Source organism: Corallococcus exercitus (genome assembly GCF_042231735.1).
GTDB classification, from domain to species: domain Bacteria; phylum Myxococcota; class Myxococcia; order Myxococcales; family Myxococcaceae; genus Corallococcus; species Corallococcus exercitus_B.
Window position 1 is genome coordinate 5,752,966 of the sequence record NZ_CP102577.1, and the last position, 25,671, is coordinate 5,778,636.

The following is a 25,671-nucleotide window of genomic DNA, read 5'->3' on the forward strand; positions in this document are numbered from 1 at the left end:
CGTCAACCGGCCGCGCCGGCCGCCTCACCGGATACCGGGGTTGGTCAGCATGCCCATGTCCTCTTCAATCACCTCGAAAACCGCCACCTTGTCGCGCGGAGGCCGCACCACCCGCTCCCCCAGGGGCATCACGTCGAAGCGCGCCCCTGTGGCCGCCAGCAGCTTGCCCGTCATCAGCACCTGGCCGGGGGCCGCGGTGGAGGCCAGCCAGCCTGCCACCCCCATGCCCTCTCCCACGGCGCTGTACTCCGTGCGCGACTCGGTGCCGATCATCCCCACCAGCGCCTTGGTGGAGTGCAGCGCGATTCTCAGGTCGCAGCGCTCGTCCTGGGGCCTGCGGGCCATGCCCCGCTCCCAGTCCGCGCGCAGGGCCAGCGCCGCGCGCACCGCGCGGACCGCGTCGTCGCCCTTGGCGTAGGGCACGCCGAACAGCGCGCGCATGGACTCGCCGAGGAAGCCCTCCACGGTGGCCTCGAAGCTGAAGACGATGCCGCTCATGCGCGCGTGGAAGTCGTTGAGCAGCTGCGTGGCGCGCGCCGCGCCCAGCCGGCCAATCACGGCGCCGAAGTCCGCCAGCTCCGCGTGCAGCACGGTGAGGTTCTTCTCCTCCAGGCCCGGCAGCTTGCCGCCCGTGCGCTGGGCCTCGGCGGAGCGGCGCTCGGCCACCTCCGGCGAGTGGAAGCGCTCCAGGTTGCGCCGCATCCGGTCCGTGCTGGAGCCGTCGCGCACGGCGAAGCGCTGCACGCCGCTGGCCACCAGGTGGGCCACCGCGGTGCACGCGTCCAGCATCAGCTCCAGGCTGGTGTCGCCCTCGGCGGGCACGTTGACGTAGAGCACGCCCGCGAAGGGCGGCTCGGTGCCGATGGGGATGCACAGCACCCGGTTCACGCCGTACATGATGACGCTCTCGCGTCCGGCGAAGCGGCGGTCGTCCTTCACGTCGCCCACCGCGAGCGCGCGGCCCTGGCGGATGGCCTCGTCCACGATGGCGTCCGACACGGGCACTTCGCCCTTGGCCAGCCGTCCCCGGTGGCGCACCGCCGCGGGCACCAGCGGCCCGGTGGCGTGCTTGAGCAGCACCACCGCCGTGGTGGCGTCGGTGCGCTCCAGCAGGCGGTCCATCGCGGACTCCAGGAACGCGGTCAGCGTGCGCGCGGTGGCCAGCGCCTCCGCGGCGTGCACCAGCAGCACCAGCGTCTCATACGACACGCGCGGGCTGGCGACGGCGGAGCCCGCGGGCACGGGCGAGGGGCCGGAGAACGCGTCGTCGAACGGCAGCGGCCCCACGTTGTCCAGCAGGCGCAGCACGTCCGCGTCCTTGACGTTCTTGGCCATCAGCACGGCCGGGCCCACGTCCGTGCCGTGCCCGAAGCGCACGACGCCGCCCGCGCCCAGGTCCATCATCTCCGTGGCGGCGTTCTCCACCGTGTGCGGCTGGCGCACCGCCAGGGTGTTCTCCCCCAGCGCCACGGTGTCGCCCGCGTTCAGGTGCTTGCTGCCCTGGAGCGGCGCGCCGTTCACCCGGCTGCCGTTGCGGCTGCCCAGGTCCTCGATGCGCAGCGCATCGCCCTCGACGTAGAGGCGCGCGTGCCGGCGTGACACGAGGTCACCGCCCAGCACGATGTCGTTCTCGTCGGCACGGCCGAGGCTGGTGACGCCCTCGGGCAGGTCGTACGACGTGTCGAAGTAGCCGGGCCCGTTGATGATGATCTGCCACATCGGGGGCACGACATTACACGACCTCCCAATCTTCCGAGAGTCCGAGACGCTTTCCCGTGGAATACGGGCGTCCGGCCGAGGCCCTGGAAGCCCTCCCGCGTCGCGTCATACCCCTGGGCCCCCCCATGCGGGAGGGCAGCCCCGGGGTCGGACTTCACCTGGGGCGGTGGATGAAGAGGGCGTCACCCACGCGCAGCGTGCGGAACGCCGTCAGCGGCCGGGACGCGGGGCCCCGGACCACGCTGCCGTCCAGGCCGAAGCGCGAGCCGTGGCAGGGGCACTCCACCAGCCCCAGCGCGCCGTCCCAGGCCACGGCGCAGTCGCCATGGGTGCAGGTGCGCCACACGGTCCGGTAGCAGCCGTCCGCCGCGTGCACCACCACCACGTCCAGGAGCGCGTCCGGGACGCGGACGGCGGCCTGGCCTCCCGGCTCGCGCAGGGCGGGATGCTGGTCCAGCGGGACCTCCACCCAGCCCTCCTGGGGCGTGCCGGGGACACCGGTGTCGCCGCAGGTCGCGGGGAGAGGGGCGGGGCCCACGTCCGGCGCGGGGAGCACCACGGCCTCGCGCCAGTCGCCGCCGCAGCCCAGCGCGGCCAGGGCACAGGTGCCGCGCAGGAGCGTGCACAGCGCCTGGCGGCGATCCACCCCACCCGCCTCCGCGTCGCCGGGAGGCAGGTGGGGAGCGCGCGGGCTCACGGCACGCCACCGTCCGGCAGCTGCCCGTTCACGACCGACAGCGCATCCAGGTCGAAGCCGCCGGACGTGCCGCCGTAGCCGTTGAGCCCCGTGTCGGTGAGGCGCACGAAGCGGGCGCGGGCGAGGCCCACGTCCGCCAGGTCGAAGCCGTCCCCGCCCGCCGCGGCCGGGTCGGTGGGGGACACGCCGTTGTCCGGCGCCGAGTGCACCGGGTGCGTCCCGGCGCAGCCCGGGAAGCCCCCGTCCTTGTCGGTGGAGGCACAGGGGAAGTCGAACCACGTGAGGCCGTCGTCGCTGACGGACACGTGGGCCGGCTCCGCGAAGATGTCGCCGCCCACCTTCTGGAAGGCGTTCTCGAACACGAGCAGGTCCACGCCCGGGCCGTCCACCGCGAGCAGGTCGGTGAACTCCAGGGTGATGGAGCCCCCCTTCCCCAGCGACAGCACGTCGAGCGAGCCCGCGTGCTGTCCCGCCCCCACCGGAGGCCCGAGCACGACGTCCGGGAAGCGGTCCTGCCCGAAGCCGGCCGAGTCGCCGAAGTGATACGCCGTCACCCGGTCCGCGAACGGATCCACCGGCCGCGAGCCGGCATCGACGCCAGCGTCCGTGCCGGCATCGGCGTCCGTCCCCGCGTCCACGTCCGTCCCCGCATCCGGAGCACCGGCATCCGCGCGGGTGCCGGCGTCCAGGATGTCCTCCCCCGGAAGCGGACCGGGCTCCGGGTCGCCCGTGCACGCGCCCAGGGCCAGCAGCGCGCCGAGCGCGAGCAGCGGGCGCTTCATCACTGGCCCTGCCGGATGCGCACGAGGCGGCGGCCGTTGACGTCCGTCACGCCCACGAGCAGGTCCGAGCCCAGCGACGACAGCAGGTTCACGGCCGTGCACGCGTCCGTGGCGGTGAGCACCGCCTCGCGGGCGCCCACGCTGAGGGGCTGACCACCGCCCAGGCCCGGGGTGAGCGAGAAGCGCGACACGTCGGTGACGTCGAAGTCGATGGCACCGTAGGCACCGCGCGCCACCGCCACGCCGTTGCCGAAGCCCGTGGCGGCGTTGAAGTTCGTGCCCACGTCCAACTTCGGCTCGTCCGTGAGCACCACCGGCGTGCGCGAGGCCAGCGCCTCGCTCAGTTTCGCGTTGGCCACGGCGTGGGCCACGTTCACGTACGTATCCGCCGCCGAGTAGCCGAACACCGCGATGCCATTGCTCGCGATGGCGGAGAAGCCGCTGCCGCCCACCTGCGCCGGGAAGCTCACCACCTTCACCGCGGCGTAGGGCTTGGCGGAGGTCACCAGCGCGTAGACGCCCAGGCCTTCAGACACCGTGTCCAGGCCGCCGCCGTTGATGAAGAACGCGTCCGTGGTGCCCACGGCGGTGTAGTTGTCCGGCGCGTTGACGTAGTCCGTCGCGTCGCGCGCGGCCGGATCCATCACCGCGACGGAGCCCGGGGCGGGAAAGCCGTTCTTCGTGTAGCCCGCGAGCAGGCGCGTGCCGTCATGGGCCAGGAAGTAGGACGGGAAGGTGCCGGCCGCGTTGGCGCGGTCCGCGGGCGCGATCACCGTGTCGAGCGCCGCGTCGCCCAGCTTCACGTCCGGCCAGGTGCCCAGCGCGAAGACGTCGCGGCCCGTGGTCGTCTTGCGCAGCCCGAAGAGCGAGTACGTGGGGCCGGGCGTGGACACCACCGCGAGGACCTCCGTGGACAGGGGCGCGGACTCTCCGACGGTGAAGCCCGTCTGGAGCTGGAGCGTGCCCAGCACCGACTCGCGAGGCAGCGGGCCGCAAGAGGCCGTGCCGCCGTCCGTGCCCGCGTCCGTGCCGGTGCCACCGTCGTTGCCGGTGCCCGCATCCGTCCCCGCGTCGTTGCCGGTGCCCGCGTCGGTGTTCGTGCCGGCATCCGTGCCGGCGTCGTCCCCGCCGATGGAGACCTCGACCTGGGAGCACTTCTCCTCGACGCAGGCCCAGACCCGGCCCTCCGGGGGCGTGCCCTGGTCGCGGCAGTCGAAGGCGTCCACGCACTCCTCGCCGCAGCCCGTGCCGCCCAGCACCACCGCCAGCAGGGCCCCCATCAGCGCCGCGCGCTGGCCCTTCGTGCCCATCCGCTTCATGTCGGTCCGCATCGCGTCCTCGCTCCTGGCCTCTCCGCACGGAGGCGGAAGAAGGCATTGCCCTGGCGGGAGGCGGCACGGACGCGAGGCACCGGACCGCCCGGCGCGTATCGCGCCCTGGAGGCCTGCCTTCGCCGTCAGCTCCCCGCGGAGGTTCCGGTCTGTAACCGGCCCTCCGTGGGGAGGACGCCGGGTCGTCGCCAGGTCTTCGGACTCGCGGGAGCGGGGTTCGTGCGAACGCCGCTCCTGCTTACCGCTGCGGGGCAGTCCCGGACTCACACCGGGTTCCCTGGAAGCCCTCACGCCCCATGGCGGGAAGGCATCGATGACGGGGCGGAACTATGGCGACCCCGGGGCAAAGTCAATGCGGTGCGGGTTCCACACGCGGTCGACAGGGCGACCGCGTGGGAATGAGGACGCTTATCGCCCGTCACGGATGCGGACGAGCCGCGCACCGTTCTTGTCCTGCACCTTGACGAGCAGGTCCGAGCCCATGGGGACCATCATCGAAACCAGGGTGCACTGGTTCGGGAAGGTGAGGACAGGCTCGGGGGCTCCCACCGTGACGGTCGCGCCCGCATCTGTCACCGTGAAGGCGTAGCGGGAGACATCCGTGAAGGCGAAGTCGGGCGGGGCGTCGCCGCCGCGCAGCACCACGACGCCTTCGCCCATCGCGGAGACGGGGCCCAGGAAGCTGACCACCTCGGGAGCATCCGCCACGGCGAACGGCGTCCCCGTGGCGAGTGCCTGTGCCAGCAGGGCCGGTGCCACCGCGTGGCCGTGGTAGCGCGTGTCCGACTTGGAGAGGTAGCTGAGCATCGCGACGCCGTGGGTCGAGACGCTGATGGCACCACCGCCGTGGATGTTCTCGGGGAACGTGCCGACCTTGAGGGCGGTGAACGGAGAGGCGTCCGTCTTGAGCGCGTAGATGCCCTGCCCCTCGGACACGGTGCCCAGGCTATCGCTGACGGTGAGGAACACACCGGGGGCGGCGCCCGCGTAGAGGATGTTGGGCGCGGGGAGATAGGTGGAGGAGGCCGACGTGGCGAGGTCGTGGACCCCCACGCCCCCGGATGCAGGTGCAATCCCTCCGCTGGGCCGCATGTAGCCGGTGAGGAGGCGCTGGCCATCCGTCACGAGGGCGCTGGCGATCCAGCCTGGGGTCGTGCTCCGATCCTCGGGAGAAAGCACGTCGAACAGCGGCGTCGCCCCCAGCTCCACCTGAGGCCAGGTCCCCAGCGAGTACACCACCGGCGCGTCGCTGGACGACACCGAGCCCCCAATCACCGTGTAGAGCGAATACGTGGGGCCGGGCGTGACGACAATCTGGCCAGAGTTGGCCAGGCCCGGCACCGCCGCGGACTCGCCAGCCACGTAGCCCGTCTGGAGCTGGAGTGTGCCCAGCTTCGGGTCATACGTGGCGCTCTCGCACGGGTCGGAGCCCGCGTCCGGCTCCGGCTCTGTCCCGGCGTCCGGCGCCGGCTCGGTCCCGGCGTCCGGCTCCGTCCCAGCGTCCGTCTGCGTTCCCGCGTCCGTCTGCGCTCCTGCGTCCGTCTGCGTGCCCGCGTCGGTGTTGGTGCCCGCGTCGTCGCCACCGGTGTTGTTGTTGATGGCGACCTGGGTGCACTTCTCCTCGACGCAGGCCCAGGCCTGGCCCGCCGGTGCCGCGCCCTGGTCACGACAGTCGAAGGCGTCCAGGCACTCCTCGCCGCAGCCCGTGCTTCCCAGCATCACCGCCAGCAGGGTCCCCAGCAGTGCCGCGCGCTGCCCCTTCTTGCCCATCCACATCTTGTTGCTTCGCATCCGCGTCCTCGCTCCTTGCCCGTTAGCCCTGATGGCGAACGGGTATCGGTGGCGCGGAGGACGGTACGCGGAGTCACCGCCAGCTCTCAGCGATTCAATTCGCGGGAGCGGAAAGGCATCGCTGATGGGCAGGACCCATGCGACCCAGGGTCAAGGTCCACGAGGCGCGGGTTCGGCGCGGCGGTCGCGCATCAGCACGTAGCGCCGCGTGCTGCCGTCCACGACGACGGTGGACACCACGCGCCAGCCCTCCGCCCCCAGGCGCTGGAGCTCCGCGAGGTCCTCGTCCGGGCCCTCGCGCTTGACGAAGGTGTACTCGTACGCCGGTGCCGGCGGAGGCGCGGGCGGAGGCGGAGGCGCTTCCTTCGGTGGCGCCGCACGGGTGCGCGACGTCTGGGCCCAGACCACCGAAGGGACGAGGAATGCGGCGGACGCGCCGAGCAGGACGCCCAGCAGCACGAGGAGGGAAGCGAGACGACGGTTCATGGAGGCGCACCCGGGGGAGGAACAGCGGGCATCTAATGCCGCCACCTCTCCCCCGGAAGCCTCGTGCGGCCCGGACTCGCCGTATGAGCGCGCGAGGCCGCCGGGACCGTCCGCTGGAGAACGGCCCCGGTGCTCGCGGCGCGACTACGGCAGCTGCACGCCGTTCACCACGGCGACGGCATCCAGGTCGAAGCCGCCGCTGGTGCCCGCGTAGCCGTTGGCGCCCGAGTCGCGGATGCGCACGAAGCGGGCCCGGGTGAGGCCCACGTCCGCCAGGTCGAAGCCGTCCCCGCCCGCCACGGCCGGGTCGGTGGGCGAGATGCCATTGGCGGAGCTCGAGTACACGGGCGTGACGCCCGCGCAGCCCGGGAAGTCGTTCGCCACGTCCGAGGACGCGCACGGGAACTCGTGCCAGGTGACGCCGTCATCGCTGACGGCCACCACGCCCGTCTCCGCGAACGGCTTGCCGCTGGGCTTGATGAACGCGTTCTCGAAGACGAGCAGGTCCACGCCCGGCCCGTCCGTCACCACGATGTCGGTGAGCTCCAGGACGATGACGCCCTTGAACCCGAGCGACAGCACGTCCAGCGAGCCCGACCCCGCGCCATCCCCTTGCGGAGCACCCAGCACGATGCCCGGAAGCTGGGCCTGACCGAACCCGGCGCCGGTGCCCGGCGAGAAGGACACGATGCGGTCCGCGAACGCGTCACCCACCAGTGGCTGGGTTTGGAGGGAGTCCTGCCAGTCCTCGCCACCGCACGCGAGGGTGAGCAGCGCGGTGAAGCCCAGCGCGAACGACTTTTCAAGAAGGGTCTTCATGGGTGTCCTCACCGGGCCTGCGGGGCCTGCTGGATGCGCACCAGGCGCGTGCCGTTCTTGTCATCCACGCCGACGAGCAGGTCCGTGCCGATGGAGTTCAGCCCGGTCACGCTCGTGCACTGGTCCACGTAGACGAGGACCGGCTGGCGGGCGCCGATGGTCACGGTCGCTCCGGCATCCGTCACGGTGAAGGCGAAGCGCGAGATGTCCGTGCCGGCGAAGTTGTAGTCCGGAGGAACGTAGTCGCCGCGAAGCACCGACACGCCCTCGCCGTGGCCGGAGGCGGCGACGAAGTTGGAGCCCACGTCGAGCGAGGGTGCGGCCGCCACGTCGAACGGCGTGCCGGAGGTGAGCGCCTGGGCGATGGTCGCGGGGCCCACCGCGCGGCCCTCGTTGAGGAAGGTGTCGTCGGAGAAGTAGCCGAGCATCGCGACGCCGTTGGTGGACACGGCGGTGAAGCCGCTGCCGCCCGTCTCCGGCGGGAGCGTGCCCACCTTCAGCGCGGTGAACGTGTCCGTCTTCAGCGCGTAGATGCCCAGGCCCGCCGACACCGTGCCGAGCCCGCCGCCGTTGATGAGGAACGCGCCCGGCACGACGCCCGCGGAGAAGTTGCTCGGGGCGGAGACGTAGGTGGGAGCGGACGGCGCGGCGCTGTCATAGACGCCCACGGAGCCGGGGAAGCCCCCGCCGGACTTCGTGTAGCCGGTGAGGACGCGCTGACCATCCGTCTCCACGAACGGGCTGAGGAAGAGCGAGGCGGAGGGGCCCCGGTCGGCGGGAGCCGCCACGTCGAACAGCGGCGTCGCCCCCAGCTCCACCTGTGGCCACGTGCCCAGCGAGTACAGCGCATGCGGCCCGGTGTAGCCCTTCGACACCACCGTGTAGAGCGAGTACGTGGGGCCCGGCGTCACACCCAACGGGCCCGCGGCCGCGGGCAGCGGCGCGGACTCGCCGGCCACGAAGCCCGTCTGGAGCTGGAGCGTGCCCAGCTTCGGGTCGTACGTGGCGCTCTCGCATGGATCCGTGCCTGCATCCGGATCCGTGCCAGCGTCGGTGGTTGTACCTGCATCGGTGTCCGTGCCCGCGTCCGTCGTCGTACCGGCATCACCGCCCGTGCCCGCGTCGGTGTCCGTGCCCGCGTCCGTCGTCGTACCGGCATCGGTGTTCGTGCCCGCGTCGGTGGTCGTGCCTGCATCACCACCGGTGCCCGCGTCGGTGGTCGCACCGGCATCGGTGTTCGTGCCCGCGTCGCTCGTCCCCGCGTCCGTGCTCGTGCCGGCGTCGGTCCCGGTGCCCGCATCAGGCACGGGGTTGGACGTCAGCTCGCAACGGTTCTTGACGCAGGTGTAGACCTGTTCCCCGGTGCCCTGGTCGCGGCAGTCGAAGTCATCGAAGCACACATCGCCGCAACCGGTGCCGGTCACCGCCATCACAAGGGTCGTCAGCATCCACGCGACGCCCTTGGGTCCCCGCCCCTTCATCATCCGCTCTGTCTTCATCCGCGACTGCTCCCTTGCATCGCCCCCACGGGCGAGGTGAATCCAAGGGGCATGGACGGAGAGCGGACCGCGAACGAGGGACACGTCAGGACACGACACGCCGCGCGAGCGGAAGACCTCCGTCACCTCCCCTCGGAGGCTCCGGTCTGGCCATGCCCGGGGGCATGGGTCGTGGCAGGTCTTCGGACTCACAGGCGCGGGAGACCCTCATCGGGTCACCCACCTACTGGCCGTCGCTTCCCAGCCCCCTGAAGGGCCAGTGCTTGCGAGGACGGCGTTCGTTCCTGCTCACCGCTGCGGGGCAGTCCCGGACTCACACCGGGTTCCCTTTAAACGCCACATCGTGCGGATGCGGCGTACCAACGACGCGCGCTGGAGTATGGCGGACGGCAGTGCTTGTCAATGCAACGCTTCAAGGCACCGCGACGATGTCGATGGCGTTGGACACCCCACGCCGCGCATCCACCGGGCACGCATCCAACGCCGGGCCCTTCGCCTCCGGGGTGGAGTTGCCGCGCCGCTCGACGAGCTGTCCGTCGCGCACCTCCACCACGAACACGCGGCCCGCGTTCACGTCCGTGACGTACACGGCATTGCCCACCACCGCGAGCCGTCCGCCCACCGCGAGGTCACAGCCGTTCTCCGGCCCTCCGGTGCAGCCCGGCGACAGCGCATATGACGCCACGGGCTTGTCATCCTTCACCAGCACCAGCCCCGTGGCGCGCACCGCCTTCGCGCGGTAGCCGCCCGCCGTGTCGAACACCGCCTCGCCCAGGCAGCTCACCACCAGCTGGTCGCCCACGGCCTGCACGTCGCCCGCGTTGAGACAGTCCTTCGCGCCCAGGTCGATGGCCGTCACCCCGCCATCCGCCGGGTCGATGCGCGCGAGCATCCCGGGCCCGTTGGGCAGGTAGTCATTCGCGGGGTTCAGGTTGGTGAGCGCCACGTAGACGCCCGCGTCCACCGACGCCGCCGCGTACGGCAGCGCCATCGTCGTCCCGCCGTCGAAGGACTTCAGGTCCAGCCCCGTAAGCGGGACGGTGTCCACGAGCCGGGGGCGTTCCGGGTCGCTCACGCTGACGCGAGCCACCGCGTTGCCCTGCTTGAAGTCGGAGCCGGCCGTGCCGAACAGCGGGATGTAGAACGTGTCGCCGCGCTTCGCGATGACCTGCGGGCTGGTGTTCGCGCCCAGGTTCACCTGCCCCACCGTGCGCAAGCCCAGCCCACTGCCCTGCGCGGCTCCTTCCTGCTTGAGCACCTGGAGCGTGTTGTTCACCGAGTCGAGGACATACACATACGGAGGGTCCACCAGGATGTCATTGGGCGAAGCCGCCACCGCGCCCAGCGAGTCCTCCTCCACCATCGTCCCCAACGCCCCCGCCGGAGCCTGCGACAGCACCGAGCGCGCCGCGTCCGCCGCCAGCACCACGCCATCCCACGCCGCCAGCGCCTGCACGCCCGAGCCGAACTGCCGCCGGGGCCCCATCCGGTCCGTCCCCGCCTGGATGCCGACGAGCTGCCCGTTCGTGTAGCAGGCCGTCACCACGTCATACATGCACCGGCCCGCGTGGCACGACTGCACGTCCGGGCACACCCTGCCGCAATCGCCGCAGTTGAGCGGATCATTCGCGAGGACGACGCAGCTGTCGCCGCACCGCTCGGCACCGGCGGAGCAGCCCTCGCGGCAGGTGCGGGACTCGCAGACCTGGCCAGAAGGACACGCCACGCCGCAATCGCCACAGTTCAGCGGATCGCTCGCGAGCGCGACGCACGCGTCACCGCAGACCTCCGTGCCCGGCTGGCAGCCACACACGCCCGCCTGACACGTCTCCCCTGCCCCGCACGCGGTGCCGCACGCGCCGCAGTTCGAAGGGTCGCCCTGGAGGTCCACGCACTCGGCGCCGCAGACGTCCAGGCCGGACGTGCACAGGACCTTCTCCTCGGGACAGCCGGTGAGGAGCGCCGCCGCCAGGGCCGACAGCAGCAGCGCGAGCCGTGCATCAGGGAGGGGACGCGACATGGGAGTCCTCGGAGGCAGAAGGGTCGAGCGCCACGGCGAACGTCACGTACGCGGCGCGGCCGGGCAGCGGCATGCCGGTGTAGTCGGCGGTCCGCACGTCGAGCAGGTTCTTCACGTCGAACGACACGGTGAGGTCGGGCTGGTGCAGGAAGGTGCTGGAGGCCCCCACGCTCACCCAGGTGCGCGAAGGCAGGGACAGGCGCGCTTCGCCCACGCGGTTGATCAACTGCGCGGACTGGACGAGCACCTCCGTGCGGCCGTTGAGCCAGTCCGGCCCCACGCGCAGCCGGCCCACCCACTTGTGGCGAGGCCGGTACGGCAGCTCCTTGCCGAAGTAGCGAGGGTCGCCGTAGCGGTTCTGCGTGCGGGTCCACGCATAGCTGCTGGTGGCGGTGAGCCACGCGCGCGGCCGGGCCTCCACCTCCACCTCCGCGCCCCACACCCGAGCGGCGGCGAAGTTGTAGGGCCTGGCGAGGTTCGGCGGATACAGCTCGTAGGCGATGAGGTTTTCGTACACGGCCGCGAAGCCGCCCGCCGTGACGTTCCAGGTGTCGCTGCGCCACAGGGCCGCGGCGTCCACGGACAGGGCGCGCTCGGGCTTGAGCTCCGGGTTGGGGAGCAGCAGCCCCTGACGGATGTAGAGCTCCAGGAACGACGGCGCGCGGTGGGACTGGCCCGCGTTGGCGCGCACGCCGAAGCCACGGCCCAGGTCCACGCTCGCGCCCAGCTTGGGCGACAGGAGCGAGTAGTGCCCCACGCGCTCCACGCGCAGCGAAGGCACCAGCTTCACGCGCTCGGAGAACAGGGACAGCTCGTCCATGGCCATGACGCTCGCGCGCCACCACGACGCGGCCTGGCCCCCCACCGCCTGCGTGACGGACTCCGACGACCCGGCGAGCGTGACGGCGAGCGCGTTGGGTCCCAGCACCGCACGGCCCTCCACCTCCACGCCGCCCACGGTGTAGTGCTGCGCGCCAGAGTCCACGCCGGTGGTGCCGCCGGTGACGTCCAGCCAGTCGCGGCGGAAGAACCCGCGAGCACTGCCCTCGCCCGTGTCACCGAAGGGCCGTCCCCAGCGAGCCCCCAATGACAGACGCATCTGGTCCTGGCGGCGGGACACGGTGGGGTTCTGCACGGTGCCCGCGAGCGCGCGGTCCTCCAGGGACAGCTCCGCCAGCACGTCCACGCGTCCGCCACCGTCCAGGCCGTGCCGGTACTTCAGGAGCGCGCCACCGCCGCGAGCATCGTTGCGAGTGCGCACCTCCTGCGTGAGCGGGTTGTCGTCCAGCGCGGGCAGCTCATCCACGCGGTAGCTGTAGTCCCCTTCGGAGCGGCCCCCGTGCAGCAGCACCAGCGCCTGTCCCTCGAGCAGCGCGCCCGACGCGGCGACGTGGGCCATCACGGTGTCGAAGCTGCCGTAGGTGACCTCGCCGCTGGAGAGCAGCCGCGACGACGGCGCGCGGGTGACGAGGTTGACCGCGCCGCCCAGGCCGCCCGCGCCGTAGCGGGCCCCGGCCGCGCCGCGAAGGATCTCCATGCGCTCCAGCAGCGCGACGGGGATGAGCGACAGGTCCGCGACGCCGCCCGCGCCGTTGAGCGGAATGCCATCCAGGAACACGAGCACGCCATTGGACGACGCGCCGCGAACCACCAGGCTCTTGCTCTGGCCGTAGCCGCCGGAGTCCTGCACCACGAGGCTCGCGGATCCGCCGAGCAGCTCCGCCGTGTCGCGAGCTTCACCCGCGCGCTCGCGAGCATTGATGACGGTGATGGCGCCGGTGGGGTCGCGACGTTCAGCGGAGTCCACGGGTGCTTCCGGGACGTCCTTGCCGATGACCTCCACGGTGGGGAGGACGAACTCGGGAAGGGGCGGCTCGTCGGGCGCAGGCGTGTCCTGCCCGGCCCGGGCCTGTCCCTGGAAGCTGAGCACCAGACCCGCGACGGTCCGGGCGAGAAGCGAGCGCCACATGCTCCGCCTTCCGCTCCCTCCGTCGAAGAGAGAAGGCCAGACGGCAGCACCGCTGCCGCACCCCCGGGCAGGTCTCCTGGCTGACGGGCTCCAGACGTGGGCGCACGCTGCGCCCTTCTGGAAGGAAGCCTCCACCTTCCCTTCGCATCGCGATGCGAAAGTGGTGACAGCCGAGGCTTCCAGCCCTGGACCTCAGGGCAACCCGTTCACAGTGGCGGGACCGCGCCGGACTCGCACCGGCTTCCCTCTTGAAGGCCCGGCATGGGCACCCAAGGGCCCGGCCCTTCTAGGAGGTCACCCCAGGCGCGTCAAGGCGCGGTCCGTGCGGCCACGGCTCACGGGGCCTGCTGGATGCGGACCAGGCGCCTGCCGTTCTTGTCCTGCACGCCGAGGAGCAGGTCTGGACCGATGGCTTTCATGTCGGTCACGGAGGTGCACCGATCCAGGAAGACAAGGATCGGCTGACGGCTACCGACGGTCACGGTCGCACCGGCGTTCGTCACGGTGATGGGGAAGCGCGAGACGTCGCTGTAGGTATAGGGGAAGCCCGGCGCGGGGATAGAGCCACGAAGCACCGACAGGCCCTCGCCGTGCCCCGCCGTGCGGGTGAAGCGCGAACCCACGTCCATCACGGGCGCGTCCGCCAGGGAGAACGGCATGCCGGAAGTGAGCGCCTGGGCGATGGTCGCCGGAGCCACCACGCGGGCCTTGATGAAGGAGGAGGTCTCGTAATAGCTCACCATCAGCGCGCCGTGAGTGGACACGGAGACAGAGGCGCTGCGTTGGCTCTCTGACGGGAACGTCGCCACCGTCGTCTGGGTGAGCGGCGTGGTGTCCGTCCTCAGCGCGGCGAGGGTCTCTGTTGCGCCGGCCCCTCCTGGCGGGTTCCCCAAAGGCCTCGTGGTGAGGAGGAACGCGCCTGGGACGACACCCGCGGCAGTGAGGTTCGTCAAAGGAATGTAGGTGGAGGCGGCGGGCGTGGCGATGTCATACACGCCCACGGTGCCCGGGTAGTTCACGCCGGTGATGACGCGCTGGCCATCCGTTTCCACGAAGTAGCTGCTGTAGTTCGGGAGGCCGGAAGGGCTCATGTCGAGCAGCGGCGCCGAGCCCAATGACAGCTGAGGCCACGTGCCCAGCGAGTACAGCGCATGGGGGCCGTGATAGATCCCCGACACCAACGTGTAGAGCGAGTACGTGGGGCCGGGCGTCACGCCCACCGGGCCGGCGGCCGCGGGCAGCGGCGCGGACTCACCGGCCACGAAGCCCGGTTGGATCTGAAGTGTGCCCAGCTTCGGGTCGTACGGGGTGCTGTCGCACGGACCCGCGTCGAGGTCCCAGCCCGCGTCGATGCTCGTGCCCGCATCCGTCCCCGCGTCGGACGCGGAGGCGGCCATCAGTCCACACTGTCCATCGACGCAGACGGTGCGCGGGGCCTGGTCGCTGGCATCAGCGACGTCCCCCTCACCGCAGCCCGTGCCGGTCAGCGCCATCGCCAGGGCCGTCAGCACCCAGGCAAACCCCTTGAGTCCCTCTCCGGTCATCATCCGCTCGGTCTTCATCCGTGATTGCTCCCGTGCATTGCGCACATGTGGGAAACGATGCGCGGAGGGGGAATCCGCCACTGCCTGGACCTGCAGGATCTGACTCAACGCCGCACCGTACGGATGCGGCACACCGGCAGTGCGCGAGGTAGGCATGAGGGGAGTGTTTGTCAATGCGGGCCGGGTCAAGGCCTCACGGCACCGTGACGAGAGGGCTTGCACCCGACACCTGGCGCTCGTGCCCGTCGTAGGCGCACGCACGCGCGACGATGTCCCAATCCCATGGACTCCTGTGTCCAAGGGGACATGAACGAAGACGCCTGGAAATGGAGCGCGGTGGGGACGGTCCTCCTGGGGATGGGGATGCTCGTTCCCATGCCGGCGCGCGCCTGCGTCGCGTCCAACTGCCTGCAGGGAGTGCGCTTCCCCCTCCCCGAGGACGGCGGCGTGGTGCCCGCGAACGTCCCCGGGCTGGTGACGATACCGCCGCTGATGGAGAGCGTGGATCCGTCCACCGTCCGGCTGCTGCTGCCGGATGGAACACCGGTGCCCGCGACCGTCACGGCGGGCGCGCACGAGACACAGGTCCTGGTCCCGGACGCGCCGCTGGAGCCGGGCACCACGTACCGCATCGAGGCGAAGGGGGTCTGTGAGCTCCAGCCGCTCTGGACCCAATCCGTGGCCTTCACCGCCGGTCCAGCCCTGCCCCTGCCCACGACCCTCGGCACCCTGACGGCCGACACACCCAGCCAGGGTTCCTTCCATGTGTATGGGGACTGGATCTGCAGCGAAGGGATGGAGCAGGGGGAATCGACCAGGCTGCGCTTCACTCCGTCACCGGAGCTGGTGCCGTTCCTGCCGTGGGTGCATTGGACGCTGGAGGTGGACGGCAAGCCCTGGAGGTACGCGACGCACGGCGTGCTGTCCTCCACGGGTGAGGACAACGACAAGTGGCATCGCGCCGACAACGTCTGGCAATTGCTCTTCCTCTACACGGTCTGCGTCTCCAGGAGCTGCTCGGGGATGCCACCGAGCGACAGCCTCCTGCCGGGCCGGCACCGGGCCACGCTCACGGCGACGCTGGAGCACGCGAACCTCACGCTTCCGCCCGTGAGCGTGGACTTCGAGCTGAGCTGTCCGTCAAAGGGCACGCTCTCGGAAGGCCACCCGCGGGCCCAGTGCGCGGACGGGGGCTCCTGGGCTGGCGATGACGGAGGGGCCGTGGACGAGGATCCGCGACCCGTGCCAGGCGACTCCAAGAAGGGCTGCACCCAGGCCGGAGGAGGACTGACGGTGCTGGGCCTGCTCGCCACGCTCCGGCTCTGGAACAGCCGGGGCTCACGCCGCGCGAAGCCCTGAGCGCAGAAGCAGGACTTGAACCCACGTCCTGACCTCCCGCGACTCTCACCGCGCAGTGGTGGCGCGGGACCGTCGATTCCGCCCCTTGGGCTTGCGCTTGAGGCCCCCTATCGCCACGGCCCGCCCGCTTGAAGCGACGTCCACGTCGGCTCCTGTGCTGATTTCGAGCCTCGCACGCGCGGACGCAATTGCACGGTGGAGACGTTCCTGGAGGACCTCACGCGGAGGCAGTTCAGTCAGGTACTCAGCGACGTGGATTCCACGTGCGTCGAGGTCGAGGTACTCGACCGTCTCGCGCTTCTTGCCCGCGCACAAAATGATGCCGAGCGGGGCCTGCTCGGCAGGCTGACGTTCGTGTCGATCGAGCCACCGCAAGTAGAGCTCCATCTGGCCGGAGTCCGAGGGCTTGAAGTCGCCGATCTTGAGCTCGATGGCGACGAGCCTTCGCATGCGCCGATGGAAGAAGAGCAGGTCGAGGTAGTAGTCGTCGCCGTCGAGCGTGATGCGCTTCTGCCGCTCGACGAAGGCGAAGCCCACGCCGAGTTCGAGGAGAAAGCGCTCAATCTCGCGGAGGATGGCCGACTCAAGATCCTTCTCGCTGTAGGAGTCGGAAAGCTCGAGGAAATCGAGCATGTACGGGTCTTGGAACACGAGTGCGGGCGTGAGTTCCTCTCTGTCGCGTAACGCCGCGAGCTCACCGCGAATGAGGTCCTCTGGCTTCTTGGAGAGCGCCGTGCGCTCGAAGAGCATGCTGTCAATCTTCTGGGCCAGCGTCCGTGTCGACCAGCCCTCGACCCGGCACATCTCCGCGTAGAACGTACGCTTCAGCTCGTCCTCCATGTAGATGAGTTGCTTGAAATGGCTCCAGGACAATTGTCTCCGCAGTGCGGAGACAATCTCTGGCGAGGGGAAAGCCTCGGCAAAGCGGACCATGTGCCGGAGTGATTTCTCGCCGAAGCCACGCCCGTAGCGTGCCTCCAATTGGCGCCCTGCCGCGGAGACAATCTGACCACCGTATTCCGCACGCTGCCCACCCGTCACCTGGGTAAGGACGCGATGCCCCATTTGCCAATACAGCGTCGTAAGCGCGGCGTTCGCGGTAGATGCGACTTGCTGGCGAGCCGCGTCGATCATGGAGCTGAGGTCGTGGACGAGCATTGAAACCTCCTGGTCGCCGGGAGCAGCAACAGGCAGCTTACTCGAGCGTGCCGACGAGTCCTGCTGGGTGACCATCGGTGGCGATTTCCGGGTACGGCTCGAAGACGTACCCGTCATTTTCGGGACACTGTTCGCTGACATCCTCGCGGGCTTCTTGCGCGTGCTCACGGCTCCAACACCATGCAGCACAGGTGCCGCTGCGTTTGTTGCGACCGCTCCCACTGCCTGATGCGAGCCCGGCCAGAGGGGGCGTACCTGGCAGGCCCCGACTCTCACCATCCAAGACACGCGCTGGAGCATCCGCGCCCATCCCCGCGCGTGGACGCCGCGCGCACCGCCGCACGGTGCGTTGACGTGACTTCAGAGGCACACGCCGCTGGCACGCGGACTGCTCAAGCCCCGACGCGACCTCAGGCGGTCGAGCCAGCGAGGTGCCCGGGCCGTGGTGGCGCGGGAGTCTGAAGGGGGAAGCGTGTCGATGCTGATGGCGGGGAAGCGGTTGGCGGTGTTCTCCATCCGCGAGGGCAAGGGCGGGAGCATCTGGGTGCGCGCGGGCAGCGCGTTCGTGAACAAGGACGGCTCGCTCAACGTGCTCCTGGACGTGCTGCCCCTCGACGGGAAGCTGCACGTGCGCGAGGCGGCGGAGAAGCGCGACACGGCGGCGGGGGGACGCTTCGCGGGCGACGGTGGGGCGGAGGCGGGCGTGGGGGGCCACTCGTGAAGTGGGCCTGGGCGTGGGTGTTGGGCTGCGTGCTGATGGGCGCGGGGCGCGCGGACGCCGCCAGCCCGCGCATGCAACACGTGGGGGTGGTCAACCTGAATGAAGCCACGGCGGCGGAGCTGGACCTGCTGCCGGGCGTGGGTGAGAAGGCGGCGCAGCGCATCCTCGAGCACCGCAAGAAGCGGCCCTTCGGTCGCGTCGAGGAGCTGGTCCGGGTCAAGGGCTTCGGCAAGAAGAAGTTCCTCAAGCTGCGGGCCCACCTGGCCCTCAGCGGCCCCACGACGCTCAAGGTGGAGCAGGTCCCCGCCGGGTCGCCGCCGGGAAGGGAGGGAAGCGTCACGAACCCATGAAATCCACTGGTTGAGTCAGGCTCGTGAGGGCCGCCATTCCCGGGCTCCGGCATGCCCGGGGGTGGCGGCCCTCGCTACCGCGAATGACACGGCTGGCCAGCTTTCCAGGACCTTGCGCGTCATCCCCGCCTACAAGGCCTCCGGGCGGGCGTCCCCGTCCGGCCGCGAGCACCCCTTCCGGATTTTGCTGGAACCCCCAGGCCGACGCGCTAGGACACGCCCACCTTTGGAACACAACGGAAAGACAGGGAGGCCGGAGGTGAGGGAGGATGCGCCCATGAAGGACACTCAAGCCCCGGAGTCGATGGCAGGCCCGGACGGCAGCAAGTCCCGGGGGCAGCAGCATCAACAGCAGCTGGGCGAGGTGCTGGAGTTCATGCGCCTGCTGTGGGCCGTGGACCATGGCCTGCAGTCCACGTCCAAGCGGATGGAGTCCACGCTGGGGCTCACCGGCCCGCAGCGGCTGGTCATCCGGCTGGTCGGACGCTTCCCGGGCATCACCGCCGGCACGCTCGCCAACATCCTCCACGTGCACCCCAGCACCCTCACCGGGGTGCTCAAGCGCCTGGAGAAGCGCGGCCTGCTGGAGCGCAAGTCGGATCCGCTCGACGGCCGCAAGGCCCTCTTCGCGCTCACCGATTCCGGCCGCGCGCTGGACATCCCGTCCGAGGGCACCGTCGAGTCCGCCGTGCAGCGCGTGCTCGCCCGCATGCCCCGCGACCGCATCGTCTTCACCCAGGAAGTGCTCACCGCGCTCGCCGAGGAGCTGGGCGGTCTCTCCGCGCCCCTGGAGGACGCTCCGGCGGCCCCCCGCTCCACCCCTCCCGCCGAGGGCTGAGCGCCCCCCTGCCCTCCCACCGTCCCCAGCGGGCGGGGAGGGCACGGGTCCCCCTTCCGCGTTGTCCCCAGAACCCTGCCGTCCGCCCCTCCTTCCTGCGGCGGACACAGGCCGTTCCCTTCCGCCCTCCGCCCCGGTGATGCACGCGCGAAGACGGCGGGAGTGCGCCACAATTGGGAAATAGCCTGCCCCGCCCGGGGTTGGCTCGCGACCGACGAGCGGACAAGCCAGCGTGAACCTCGAGACACCGCAGAGCCCAGGCCCCGAGCTGCCGCCCCCGCCACCTCCTCCGGCCCCGCCCCCCCAGGCCCGGCGCGAAGCGCGCTTCGGAGGCGTGGCGGAGCTGCTCGCCCAGGTGCGCGCCCGCCAGCGCCGCCAGCTGTGGGCCCAGGGCGTCCTGCTGGGTGCCGTCACGGCCCTCGTGCTCCTGTTCGCCACGGGCCTGCTGGGCCGCGTGGCGCCGGGGTTCGCGCGGGCCCTCCTGTGGCTCGCCGTGCCGGTGGGCGCGGCGGTGGCGGGCTTCTTCGGCGTCGTGCTCGCGCGCCGGCAGGTGGGCGACGACCTGCTCACCGCCCGGCTCGTGGGCCAGCGCCGCCCGGAGCTGTCGCTGGACGTGCTCGCCGCGGTGGAGCTGTCGCGCGAGCGCCGGGAGGAGGCCGGCTGGTCCCCCCAGCTCGCGGACGCGTTCCTGCGGCAGATGGACGAGCGGGCCCGCACGGTGGACCCGGGGCTCGTGGTGGACCGCCAGCCGCTGCGCCGCGTGGCCATGGCGTGCGGCGGCGCGGTGCTGCTGCTCGCGGTGCTGCTGTTCTTCGTGGGCGGCCGGTGGGCCGCGGGCTGGAAGCACCTGCGGGAGCAGGCCGCGCGCCCGGAGACCGCCGCGCAGGTGGAGCCCATCACCGGCGACATCGAGCTGACGTACCGCTACCCCGCGTACACCGGCCTCGCGCCGCGCACCGTGCCGGGCACCAACGGCGAGGTCAGCGCGCCCGCCGGCACCGAGGTCGCGCTGAAGACGCGCTCGGACCGCCCCATCGAGCGCGCGGAGGTCGTCGTCAACGGCCAGACGCTGCCCCTCACCGTCACCGGCGGCCGCGAGCTCACCGGCAGCTTCGTCGCGAAGCAGGGCGGCCACTACCACTTCGTCTTCTACGGCGCGCGCGCGAAGCCGCTCGCGGTGGGCCCGGACATCCCCCTCACCGTGGAGGCGGACAAGTCCCCCCAGGTGACGCTGCTCACGCCGTCCACGGAGATTGAGGTCGACCCCGGCCAGACGGTGACGCTCAAGTACGAGGCCACCGACGACTACGGCCTGTCCGGACTGGCGCTGGTGTTCCGCATGCCCGGCGCGAAGCAGGAGACGCGCGTGAACCTGCCGCGCGAGGACAGCCGCCGCAGCCGCGGCACCTTCAACTGGGACCTGGGCCCGCTCAAGCCCGCCCCCGGCGACCGCATCACCTACTACGTGGAGGCGAAGGACAACGACGCGGTGGAGGGCCCCAAGAAGGGCGTCAGCCGCACGCAGACCCTGCGCGTCTACAGCGCCGCCGAGCACCGCCGCGCCGCCCTGGAGAAGGCCGAGGTGCTGTGGGGCCGCCTCGTGGACCACCTGGCGGACCGCCTGGAGGGCCCCGACCGCGCGAAGCAGAAGGACGCGCAGGCGGTGGAGACCGCGAAGTCCACGGACACGAGCGGCCAGCAGCTCGCGGACGACTTCCGCGCGCAGGGCTCCGAGCTGTCTCGCGAGAAGGACGTGCCCAAGGAGATCGTCTCCGCGCTCTTGAACATCGGCGGGGAGCTCAAGCGCAGCGTGGGCACCACCGCCGACTTCCGGCGCCTGTACCTGCGCACCCAGCGCGCGCGCGGCGAGGACTGGGGCACCGGCACCCGGCTCACCGCCGTGGTGGAGGACGAAATCGAGGGCCTGGAGCGCGACATCCTCTACCTGGAGTCGCTGCTGGACCGGCAGAAGCTGGAGGCGCTCCAGGAGCTGACGAAGCAGCTGGCCAACGAGCGCCGCGACCTGTCGCGCCTCATCGAACAGTTCAAGGCCAACCCGGACGAGGCCGCGCGCGAGCAGGTGATGCAGCAGATCCAACAGCTCAAGTCGCGCATCCAGGAGCTGATGCAGCGCATGGCGGAGCTGCGCAAGGGCATCCGCGACGAGCACCTCAACGCCGAGGCGCTGTCGGAGATGATGCAGCAGGAGGACATGCAGGGCGCCATGGATGAAGTCGAGCGCCTGATGCAGGAGGGCAAGGCGGACGAGGCCCTGGCGAAGCTCCAGGAGCTGGGCATGCAGATGGACGAGATGCTCGAGTCCATGGACAAGTCCCAGGAGGACTTCGGCGCGGAGCAGTACCCGGAGCTGGCGGAGAAGTTCGGCAAGTTCATGGACGACCTGCAGGGCACCATGGACGAGCAGCAGAAGGTCGCCGAGCAGACGCGCGCCCTGCGCGACCAGGCCCGCAGCCAGAACCGCGACCGGCTCAAGGAGAAGGGCCAGGCCCTCAAGGACGAGCTCGCGCGCAAGGTGCAGCAGGTGCAGGAGCACTACCAGAAGCTCGACCCGGGCCGCCTCAACAGCCGCGCGGCCCGCCCGCTGGAGGAGGCCCAGTCCGAGCTGCGCAACGTGGAGAACGCGCTCAAGGTGGACGACTTCGACCTCGCCGCCGAAGCCGCCGCCCGCGCCGAGGACGCCGCGCGCCAGCTGTCCAGCATGGGCGAGCAGCAGCGCCAGCTGGATGAGATGTTCGGCAACCCGCCGGAGGTGCGCCAGCAGTCCGCGAAGCTCGCGGAGCAGCTCAAGAAGGACGCGCGCGACGTGTCGGACGTGAGCCAGCAGCTGCAGAACCTCTTCCCGCCGCCGGGCTCGCAGCTGTCGCAGCAGGAAAAGCAGCAGCTCCAGCAGCTGGGCCAGCGCCAGCAACAGCTGGAGCAGCGCGCGCAGGGCCTGCGCCAGCAGATGGAGGACATGGAGCAGACGGCGCCGCTGTTCGGAGAAGAGGCCGGCCAGCAGATGGATGAGATTGGCCAGCGCATGGGCGAAGCGTCCCAGCGCATGCAGGGCAAGGACCCCGGCCGCGGCTACGGCGAACAGCAGGCCGCCATGGAAGGCCTCAAGCGCTTCCAGCAGCAGATGAAGCAGAGCCAGCAGGGCCGCAAGGGCGGCCGCGGGCTGCCCATGCCCATGGGCTCCGGCCGCCAGCAGGAGGGCAACGGCCGCAACCCGCAGGACAAGGTGGAGCTGCCGGACGAGGACGCCTTCCAGGCGCCTCGCGAGTTCCGCAAGGACCTGCTGGACGCCATGAAGCAGGGCGCGCCGGAGAAGTACCGCGAGCAGGTGAAGCGCTACTACGAGGAGCTGGTGAAGTGAGCCGCCGCACGCACCCGTCCATCCCCTGCCTGGGCGTCCTGTGCGCCCTCTTCCTCGCCGTCCCCACGGCCTTCGCGCAGCCGCCCGACGCCGCCCTCAAGGAGGACGTGAAGCAGCGGCTGGGCAGGGTGGAGCAGTCCCTGGACGACTGGGACGTGGGAGGCGCCCGCCGCGAGCTGGCCGAGGTCGAGAAGCGCGTGCCGTCCGAGTTGGAGCCCCTGAAGTACTTCCAGGGGCGCGTGGCCTTCGAGGAGGGCCAGTACGAGGACGCGGTGACGCTGCTGGAAGCGGCCAACATCGAGGACAAGCCGGGCAGCTACCTGCGGCTCGCGAAGGACACGCGCGCCATCGTCAAGGACCACCAGCGCGCGGAGTCCGAGCACTTCATCTTCTTCTACCCGAAGGGCAAGGAAGAGGTGCTGGTGCCCTACGCGCTGGAGACGCTGGAGTCCATCCACCGCGCGCTCTCGGAGGACCTGGGCTGGACGCCGCCGGGCAAGGTGCGCGTGGAGGTGGTGAACAACGCGCGCGAGCTGTCCCGCGTCAGCACCCTGACGGAGAAGCAGATCCGCACCACGGGCACCATCGCCATCTGCAAGTTCAACAAGCTGATGGTGACCAGCCCCAAGGCCGTGGCGCAGGGCTACGACTGGCAGGACACGCTGGCGCACGAGTACGTGCACCTGGTGGTCAGCCAGCTGTCCCACAACACCGTGCCCATCTGGCTGCACGAGGGCCTGGCCAAGTTCCTGGAGTCGCGCTGGCGCGGCAAGGGCGGCCTCGCGATGACGCCGTCCACGCAGGCCCTGCTGGGCAAGCGCGTGAAGGAGGACAAGCTCATCCCCTTCGAGAAGATGCACCCCTCCATCGCCATGCTGCCCACGGCGGAGGACGCGGCCACCGCGTTCGCGGAGGTGTTCTACGCCATCGACTACATCCACGGCACCAAGGGCACCGCGGGCCTGCGCACGCTCTTGCAGGAACTGAAGGCCGGCCAGCCGGACAAGAAGGCGGTGGAGGCGGCGACGGGCATGCCCTTCCCCCTCTTCGAGAAGACGTGGCTGTCCTACGTGAAGAAGCAGCCCTTCCCCCAGGAGCTGGTGCCGCGCGACGACCGCGTGGTGCTCAAGGAGGACGCCAAGGGCGCGCAGAAGGACAGCGAGAAGAAGGGGCGTGAAATCTCCTTCGGCGGCTTCTCCGAGGTGACGGAGGTGCCCGCGCGCAAGTTCGCGCACCTGGGTGAAGTCCTCCGCGAGCGCAACCGCGTGAAGGCCGCCGCGGAGGAGTACGCGCGGGCGCACAAGCTGGTGGGCGACAAGTACGAGTCCGTCTCGAACAAGTTCGCGCTCGCGCTGCTGGAGCTGCGCCGGCTGGATGAGGCGGAGTCCGTGCTGCGCGGCTCCTTGCGCATGCACCCGGGCTCGCCCTCCACCAACGTGCACCTGGGCCGCATCCTGCTGTTCCGCAAGGACTACCCGAAGGCGAAGACGGCGTACCTGGAGGCGCTGGCCTCGGATCCTTTCGACCCCGAAATCCACGTGGCCCTCACGCGCATCCACGGCGCGCTGGGGGAGACGGCGCTCGCGTCGCGCACGCGCGTGGCCGCCGCCAACCTCACGGGCCTCAAGCCCGACGACGTGGACCGCGCCGCCCAGGCCTTCCTGCGCGCGGAGGACGAGCTGTCGGAGACGAAGAACGTCCCCGCCGGCACGCCCGACGCGCCGAAGCCCGCGGCCCCGCAGGCCCCCGCGCCGAAACCTTCCCCGGCGCCTCCACCCGCGAAGTAGCCCCCCTCCCCGGCTGCCAGCCAGCCGGGGCAATGCCTCCGTTTCCTTCCCGCCCTCCCGGGATGCCTAGCTTTTCGGGCACGAGGAGGACGGATGGCGTTCCCAGACAGTCGTGTGGTGCTGAACGTCCGCGCCCGGCCCCGGGTTCAGTGGCGCTGTCCACTGGCGCACCCGGCCGTGGGCGCAACGTGAATTGGCACACGTCCGCCTTCCCACCCGCTGGGTTCGCCGTGGCGCCCTGCCCCAAGGTGCGCCGCGCGGATCCGCGTGTCCCTGGTCCACCGACTTTGTCCCGCCTCACTTCCGAGGCCTTGAAAAGGAGCAGCACCCAATGAAGCGCACCCTGCACGGAGTCACCCTCGCCGCGGTCCTCTTCACCGGCGGTGTCTCGCTGGCCCAGAGCGCCGCGCCCGCCACGCCCGCCGCGAAGCCCGCGCCCGCCGCCAAGGGCATGGCCGAGTTCAAGGGCTTCATGGCCCCCACGGACCCGAAGGCCTTCCTGGAGCGCCTGCACTACATCAACCAGTCGGAGATCAAGCAGGCGGAGCTCGCGCAGAAGAACTCGCAGAACCCGGACGTGCAGAGCTACGCGAAGATGATGATCGACTCGCACACGGCCGCGGACAAGCAGGTCATGGACTTTGCGAAGACGCAGAACCTGAAGCTGGCGGAGATGCCCAAGCCCGCCAACGACATGGAGAAGAAGGCCATGGCCGCCGACAAGGCGAACATGGAGAAGCTCCAGACGCTCAAGGGCGCGCCGTTCGACTCGTGTTACATGGCCGGCCAGGTGGGCGCCCATGACGAGGCCATTGGCAAGGTGATGGCCGCGAAGCAGGGCATGACCTCCGCCCCCGCGGAGATGACCACCATGCTGACCCAGCTCAGCCAGGAGCTGCCCAAGCACCGCGACATGGCCTGGCAGACGCTGGGCAAGCTGGACGACGCCATGGGCGTGGGCGGCGCCGGCATGCAGGGCGGCACCATGGACCACGGCTCCATGAACCACGGCTCCACGGGCTCCATGGGCGGCACCACGGGCGGTACGACGAAGACGAAGTAATGCAGCTTCGCTGAAGCACCTGACGCCTCCCGGGAAGAGCATTCCCGGGAGGCGTCTTCGTCTGCATACTGCCGCACCATGTCACGACTGATTGCCCTGGCTGCCTGTGCCTCCGTGCTGCTGCTCACCGGCTGTTCCAACAACGCGGACGCCATCTGCGACTACCGCAAGGAGTGCTTCGACTCCGACCTGAACACCGGCGCCTGCGCCGACAAGATTGGCGCCTGGGAGGAGGAGAAGGAGAGCGAGCAGGACGAGCGCCGGGAGCGCACCTCGGAGTGCGCCGAGTGCCTCGCCGACCGCACCTGCGCGGAGGTCGTCGCCAGCTGCATCGGTGACTGCTTCGGCATCCCCTGAGGCGG

The 25,671-nt window shown here is 70.8% G+C and carries 20 protein-coding genes and 3 riboswitches; of the genes, 8 read left to right on the forward strand and 12 right to left on the reverse strand.

Annotation, left to right across the window (positions count from 1 at the left end):
• Positions 1 to 24: 24 nt before the first annotated feature.
• The 11 genes from NR792_RS22535 to NR792_RS22585 all read right to left on the reverse strand — a co-directional run bounded on the left by NR792_RS22535 (position 25) and on the right by NR792_RS22585 (position 14,675).
• Positions 25 to 1,719, reverse strand: a complete 1,695-nt coding sequence (locus tag NR792_RS22535; RefSeq protein ID WP_375761669.1) for an FHA domain-containing protein — start codon at positions 1,717 to 1,719, stop codon at positions 25 to 27.
• A 154-nt stretch (positions 1,720 to 1,873) separates the two neighbouring features.
• A complete protein-coding gene (locus tag NR792_RS22540; protein WP_375754742.1) occupies positions 1,874 to 2,416 on the reverse strand; it encodes a ubiquinol-cytochrome c reductase iron-sulfur subunit in 543 nt (180 codons plus the stop codon).
• Complete coding sequence (locus NR792_RS22545; RefSeq protein WP_375754743.1) at positions 2,413 to 3,198, reverse strand: cell surface protein; 786 nt, start codon at positions 3,196 to 3,198, stop codon at positions 2,413 to 2,415. Before NR792_RS22545 ends, NR792_RS22540 begins: the two co-directional genes overlap by 4 nt.
• A complete protein-coding gene (locus tag NR792_RS22550) occupies positions 3,198 to 4,529 on the reverse strand; it encodes a hypothetical protein (RefSeq protein ID WP_375754744.1) in 1,332 nt (443 codons plus the stop codon). Before NR792_RS22550 ends, NR792_RS22545 begins: the two co-directional genes overlap by 1 nt.
• Before the next feature lie 169 nt (positions 4,530 to 4,698).
• Positions 4,699 to 4,859: riboswitch (cobalamin riboswitch) on the reverse strand.
• A 78-nt stretch (positions 4,860 to 4,937) separates the two neighbouring features.
• Positions 4,938 to 6,320: a hypothetical protein gene (locus NR792_RS22555; RefSeq protein WP_375754745.1), complete on the reverse strand. Its 1,383-nt coding sequence runs from the start codon at positions 6,318 to 6,320 to the stop codon at positions 4,938 to 4,940.
• Positions 6,321 to 6,470: 150 nt separating this feature from the next.
• A complete protein-coding gene (locus tag NR792_RS22560) occupies positions 6,471 to 6,806 on the reverse strand; it encodes a hypothetical protein (protein WP_375754746.1) in 336 nt (111 codons plus the stop codon).
• A gap of 144 nt (positions 6,807 to 6,950) precedes the next feature.
• On the reverse strand, positions 6,951 to 7,625 hold the full coding sequence (locus NR792_RS22565) for a cell surface protein (protein ID WP_375754747.1): 675 nt from the start codon (positions 7,623 to 7,625) through the stop codon (positions 6,951 to 6,953).
• Positions 7,626 to 7,633: 8 nt separating this feature from the next.
• Positions 7,634 to 9,073: a hypothetical protein gene (locus NR792_RS22570; protein WP_375754748.1), complete on the reverse strand. Its 1,440-nt coding sequence runs from the start codon at positions 9,071 to 9,073 to the stop codon at positions 7,634 to 7,636.
• A gap of 206 nt (positions 9,074 to 9,279) precedes the next feature.
• Positions 9,280 to 9,503, reverse strand: a riboswitch (cobalamin riboswitch).
• Positions 9,504 to 9,536: 33 nt separating this feature from the next.
• Complete coding sequence (locus NR792_RS22575; RefSeq protein ID WP_375754749.1) at positions 9,537 to 11,144, reverse strand: MXAN_6577-like cysteine-rich protein; 1,608 nt, start codon at positions 11,142 to 11,144, stop codon at positions 9,537 to 9,539.
• A complete protein-coding gene (locus tag NR792_RS22580; protein ID WP_375754750.1) occupies positions 11,125 to 13,113 on the reverse strand; it encodes a TonB-dependent receptor plug domain-containing protein in 1,989 nt (662 codons plus the stop codon). Before NR792_RS22580 ends, NR792_RS22575 begins: the two co-directional genes overlap by 20 nt.
• 63 nt (positions 13,114 to 13,176) lie before the next feature.
• Positions 13,177 to 13,386, reverse strand: a riboswitch (cobalamin riboswitch).
• 62 nt (positions 13,387 to 13,448) lie between these two features.
• On the reverse strand, positions 13,449 to 14,675 hold the full coding sequence (locus NR792_RS22585; protein ID WP_375754751.1) for a hypothetical protein: 1,227 nt from the start codon (positions 14,673 to 14,675) through the stop codon (positions 13,449 to 13,451).
• A 288-nt stretch (positions 14,676 to 14,963) separates the two neighbouring features.
• Between NR792_RS22585 and NR792_RS22590 the strand changes: the two genes are divergently transcribed.
• Complete coding sequence (locus tag NR792_RS22590) at positions 14,964 to 16,016, forward strand: hypothetical protein (RefSeq protein WP_375754752.1); 1,053 nt, start codon at positions 14,964 to 14,966, stop codon at positions 16,014 to 16,016.
• A 45-nt stretch (positions 16,017 to 16,061) separates the two neighbouring features.
• Here NR792_RS22590 and NR792_RS22595 read toward each other — a convergent pair whose 3' ends face one another.
• Complete coding sequence (locus NR792_RS22595) at positions 16,062 to 17,174, reverse strand: YhcG family protein (RefSeq protein WP_375754753.1); 1,113 nt, start codon at positions 17,172 to 17,174, stop codon at positions 16,062 to 16,064.
• A gap of 478 nt (positions 17,175 to 17,652) precedes the next feature.
• On the opposite strand from NR792_RS22595, the gene NR792_RS22600 reads away from it, so the two are divergent.
• The 7 genes from NR792_RS22600 (at position 17,653) to NR792_RS22630 (ending at position 25,666) form a co-directional block, all read left to right on the forward strand.
• Positions 17,653 to 17,895, forward strand: coding sequence for a hypothetical protein (locus NR792_RS22600; protein WP_375761670.1), 243 nt, complete (start codon positions 17,653 to 17,655; stop codon positions 17,893 to 17,895).
• 35 nt (positions 17,896 to 17,930) lie between these two features.
• Positions 17,931 to 18,245 (forward strand): ComEA family DNA-binding protein, encoded by a 315-nt coding sequence (locus NR792_RS22605; protein ID WP_375761671.1) that lies wholly within the window; start codon positions 17,931 to 17,933, stop codon positions 18,243 to 18,245.
• A 304-nt stretch (positions 18,246 to 18,549) separates the two neighbouring features.
• Positions 18,550 to 19,083, forward strand: coding sequence for a MarR family winged helix-turn-helix transcriptional regulator (locus tag NR792_RS22610; RefSeq protein ID WP_375761672.1), 534 nt, complete (start codon positions 18,550 to 18,552; stop codon positions 19,081 to 19,083).
• A gap of 232 nt (positions 19,084 to 19,315) precedes the next feature.
• Positions 19,316 to 22,459 carry a DUF4175 family protein gene (locus NR792_RS22615; RefSeq protein WP_375754754.1) on the forward strand — a complete coding sequence of 1,048 codons (3,144 nt, stop codon included), beginning with the start codon at positions 19,316 to 19,318 and terminating at the stop codon, positions 22,457 to 22,459.
• Positions 22,456 to 24,246: a peptidase MA family metallohydrolase gene (locus NR792_RS22620; RefSeq protein WP_375754755.1), complete on the forward strand. Its 1,791-nt coding sequence runs from the start codon at positions 22,456 to 22,458 to the stop codon at positions 24,244 to 24,246. Before NR792_RS22615 ends, NR792_RS22620 begins: the two co-directional genes overlap by 4 nt.
• A gap of 331 nt (positions 24,247 to 24,577) precedes the next feature.
• On the forward strand, positions 24,578 to 25,309 hold the full coding sequence (locus tag NR792_RS22625) for a DUF4142 domain-containing protein (RefSeq protein WP_375754756.1): 732 nt from the start codon (positions 24,578 to 24,580) through the stop codon (positions 25,307 to 25,309).
• A gap of 78 nt (positions 25,310 to 25,387) precedes the next feature.
• Entirely contained in the window at positions 25,388 to 25,666 is a 279-nt protein-coding gene (locus NR792_RS22630; protein WP_375754757.1) for a hypothetical protein, read from the forward strand.
• Positions 25,667 to 25,671: the final 5 nt, after the last annotated feature.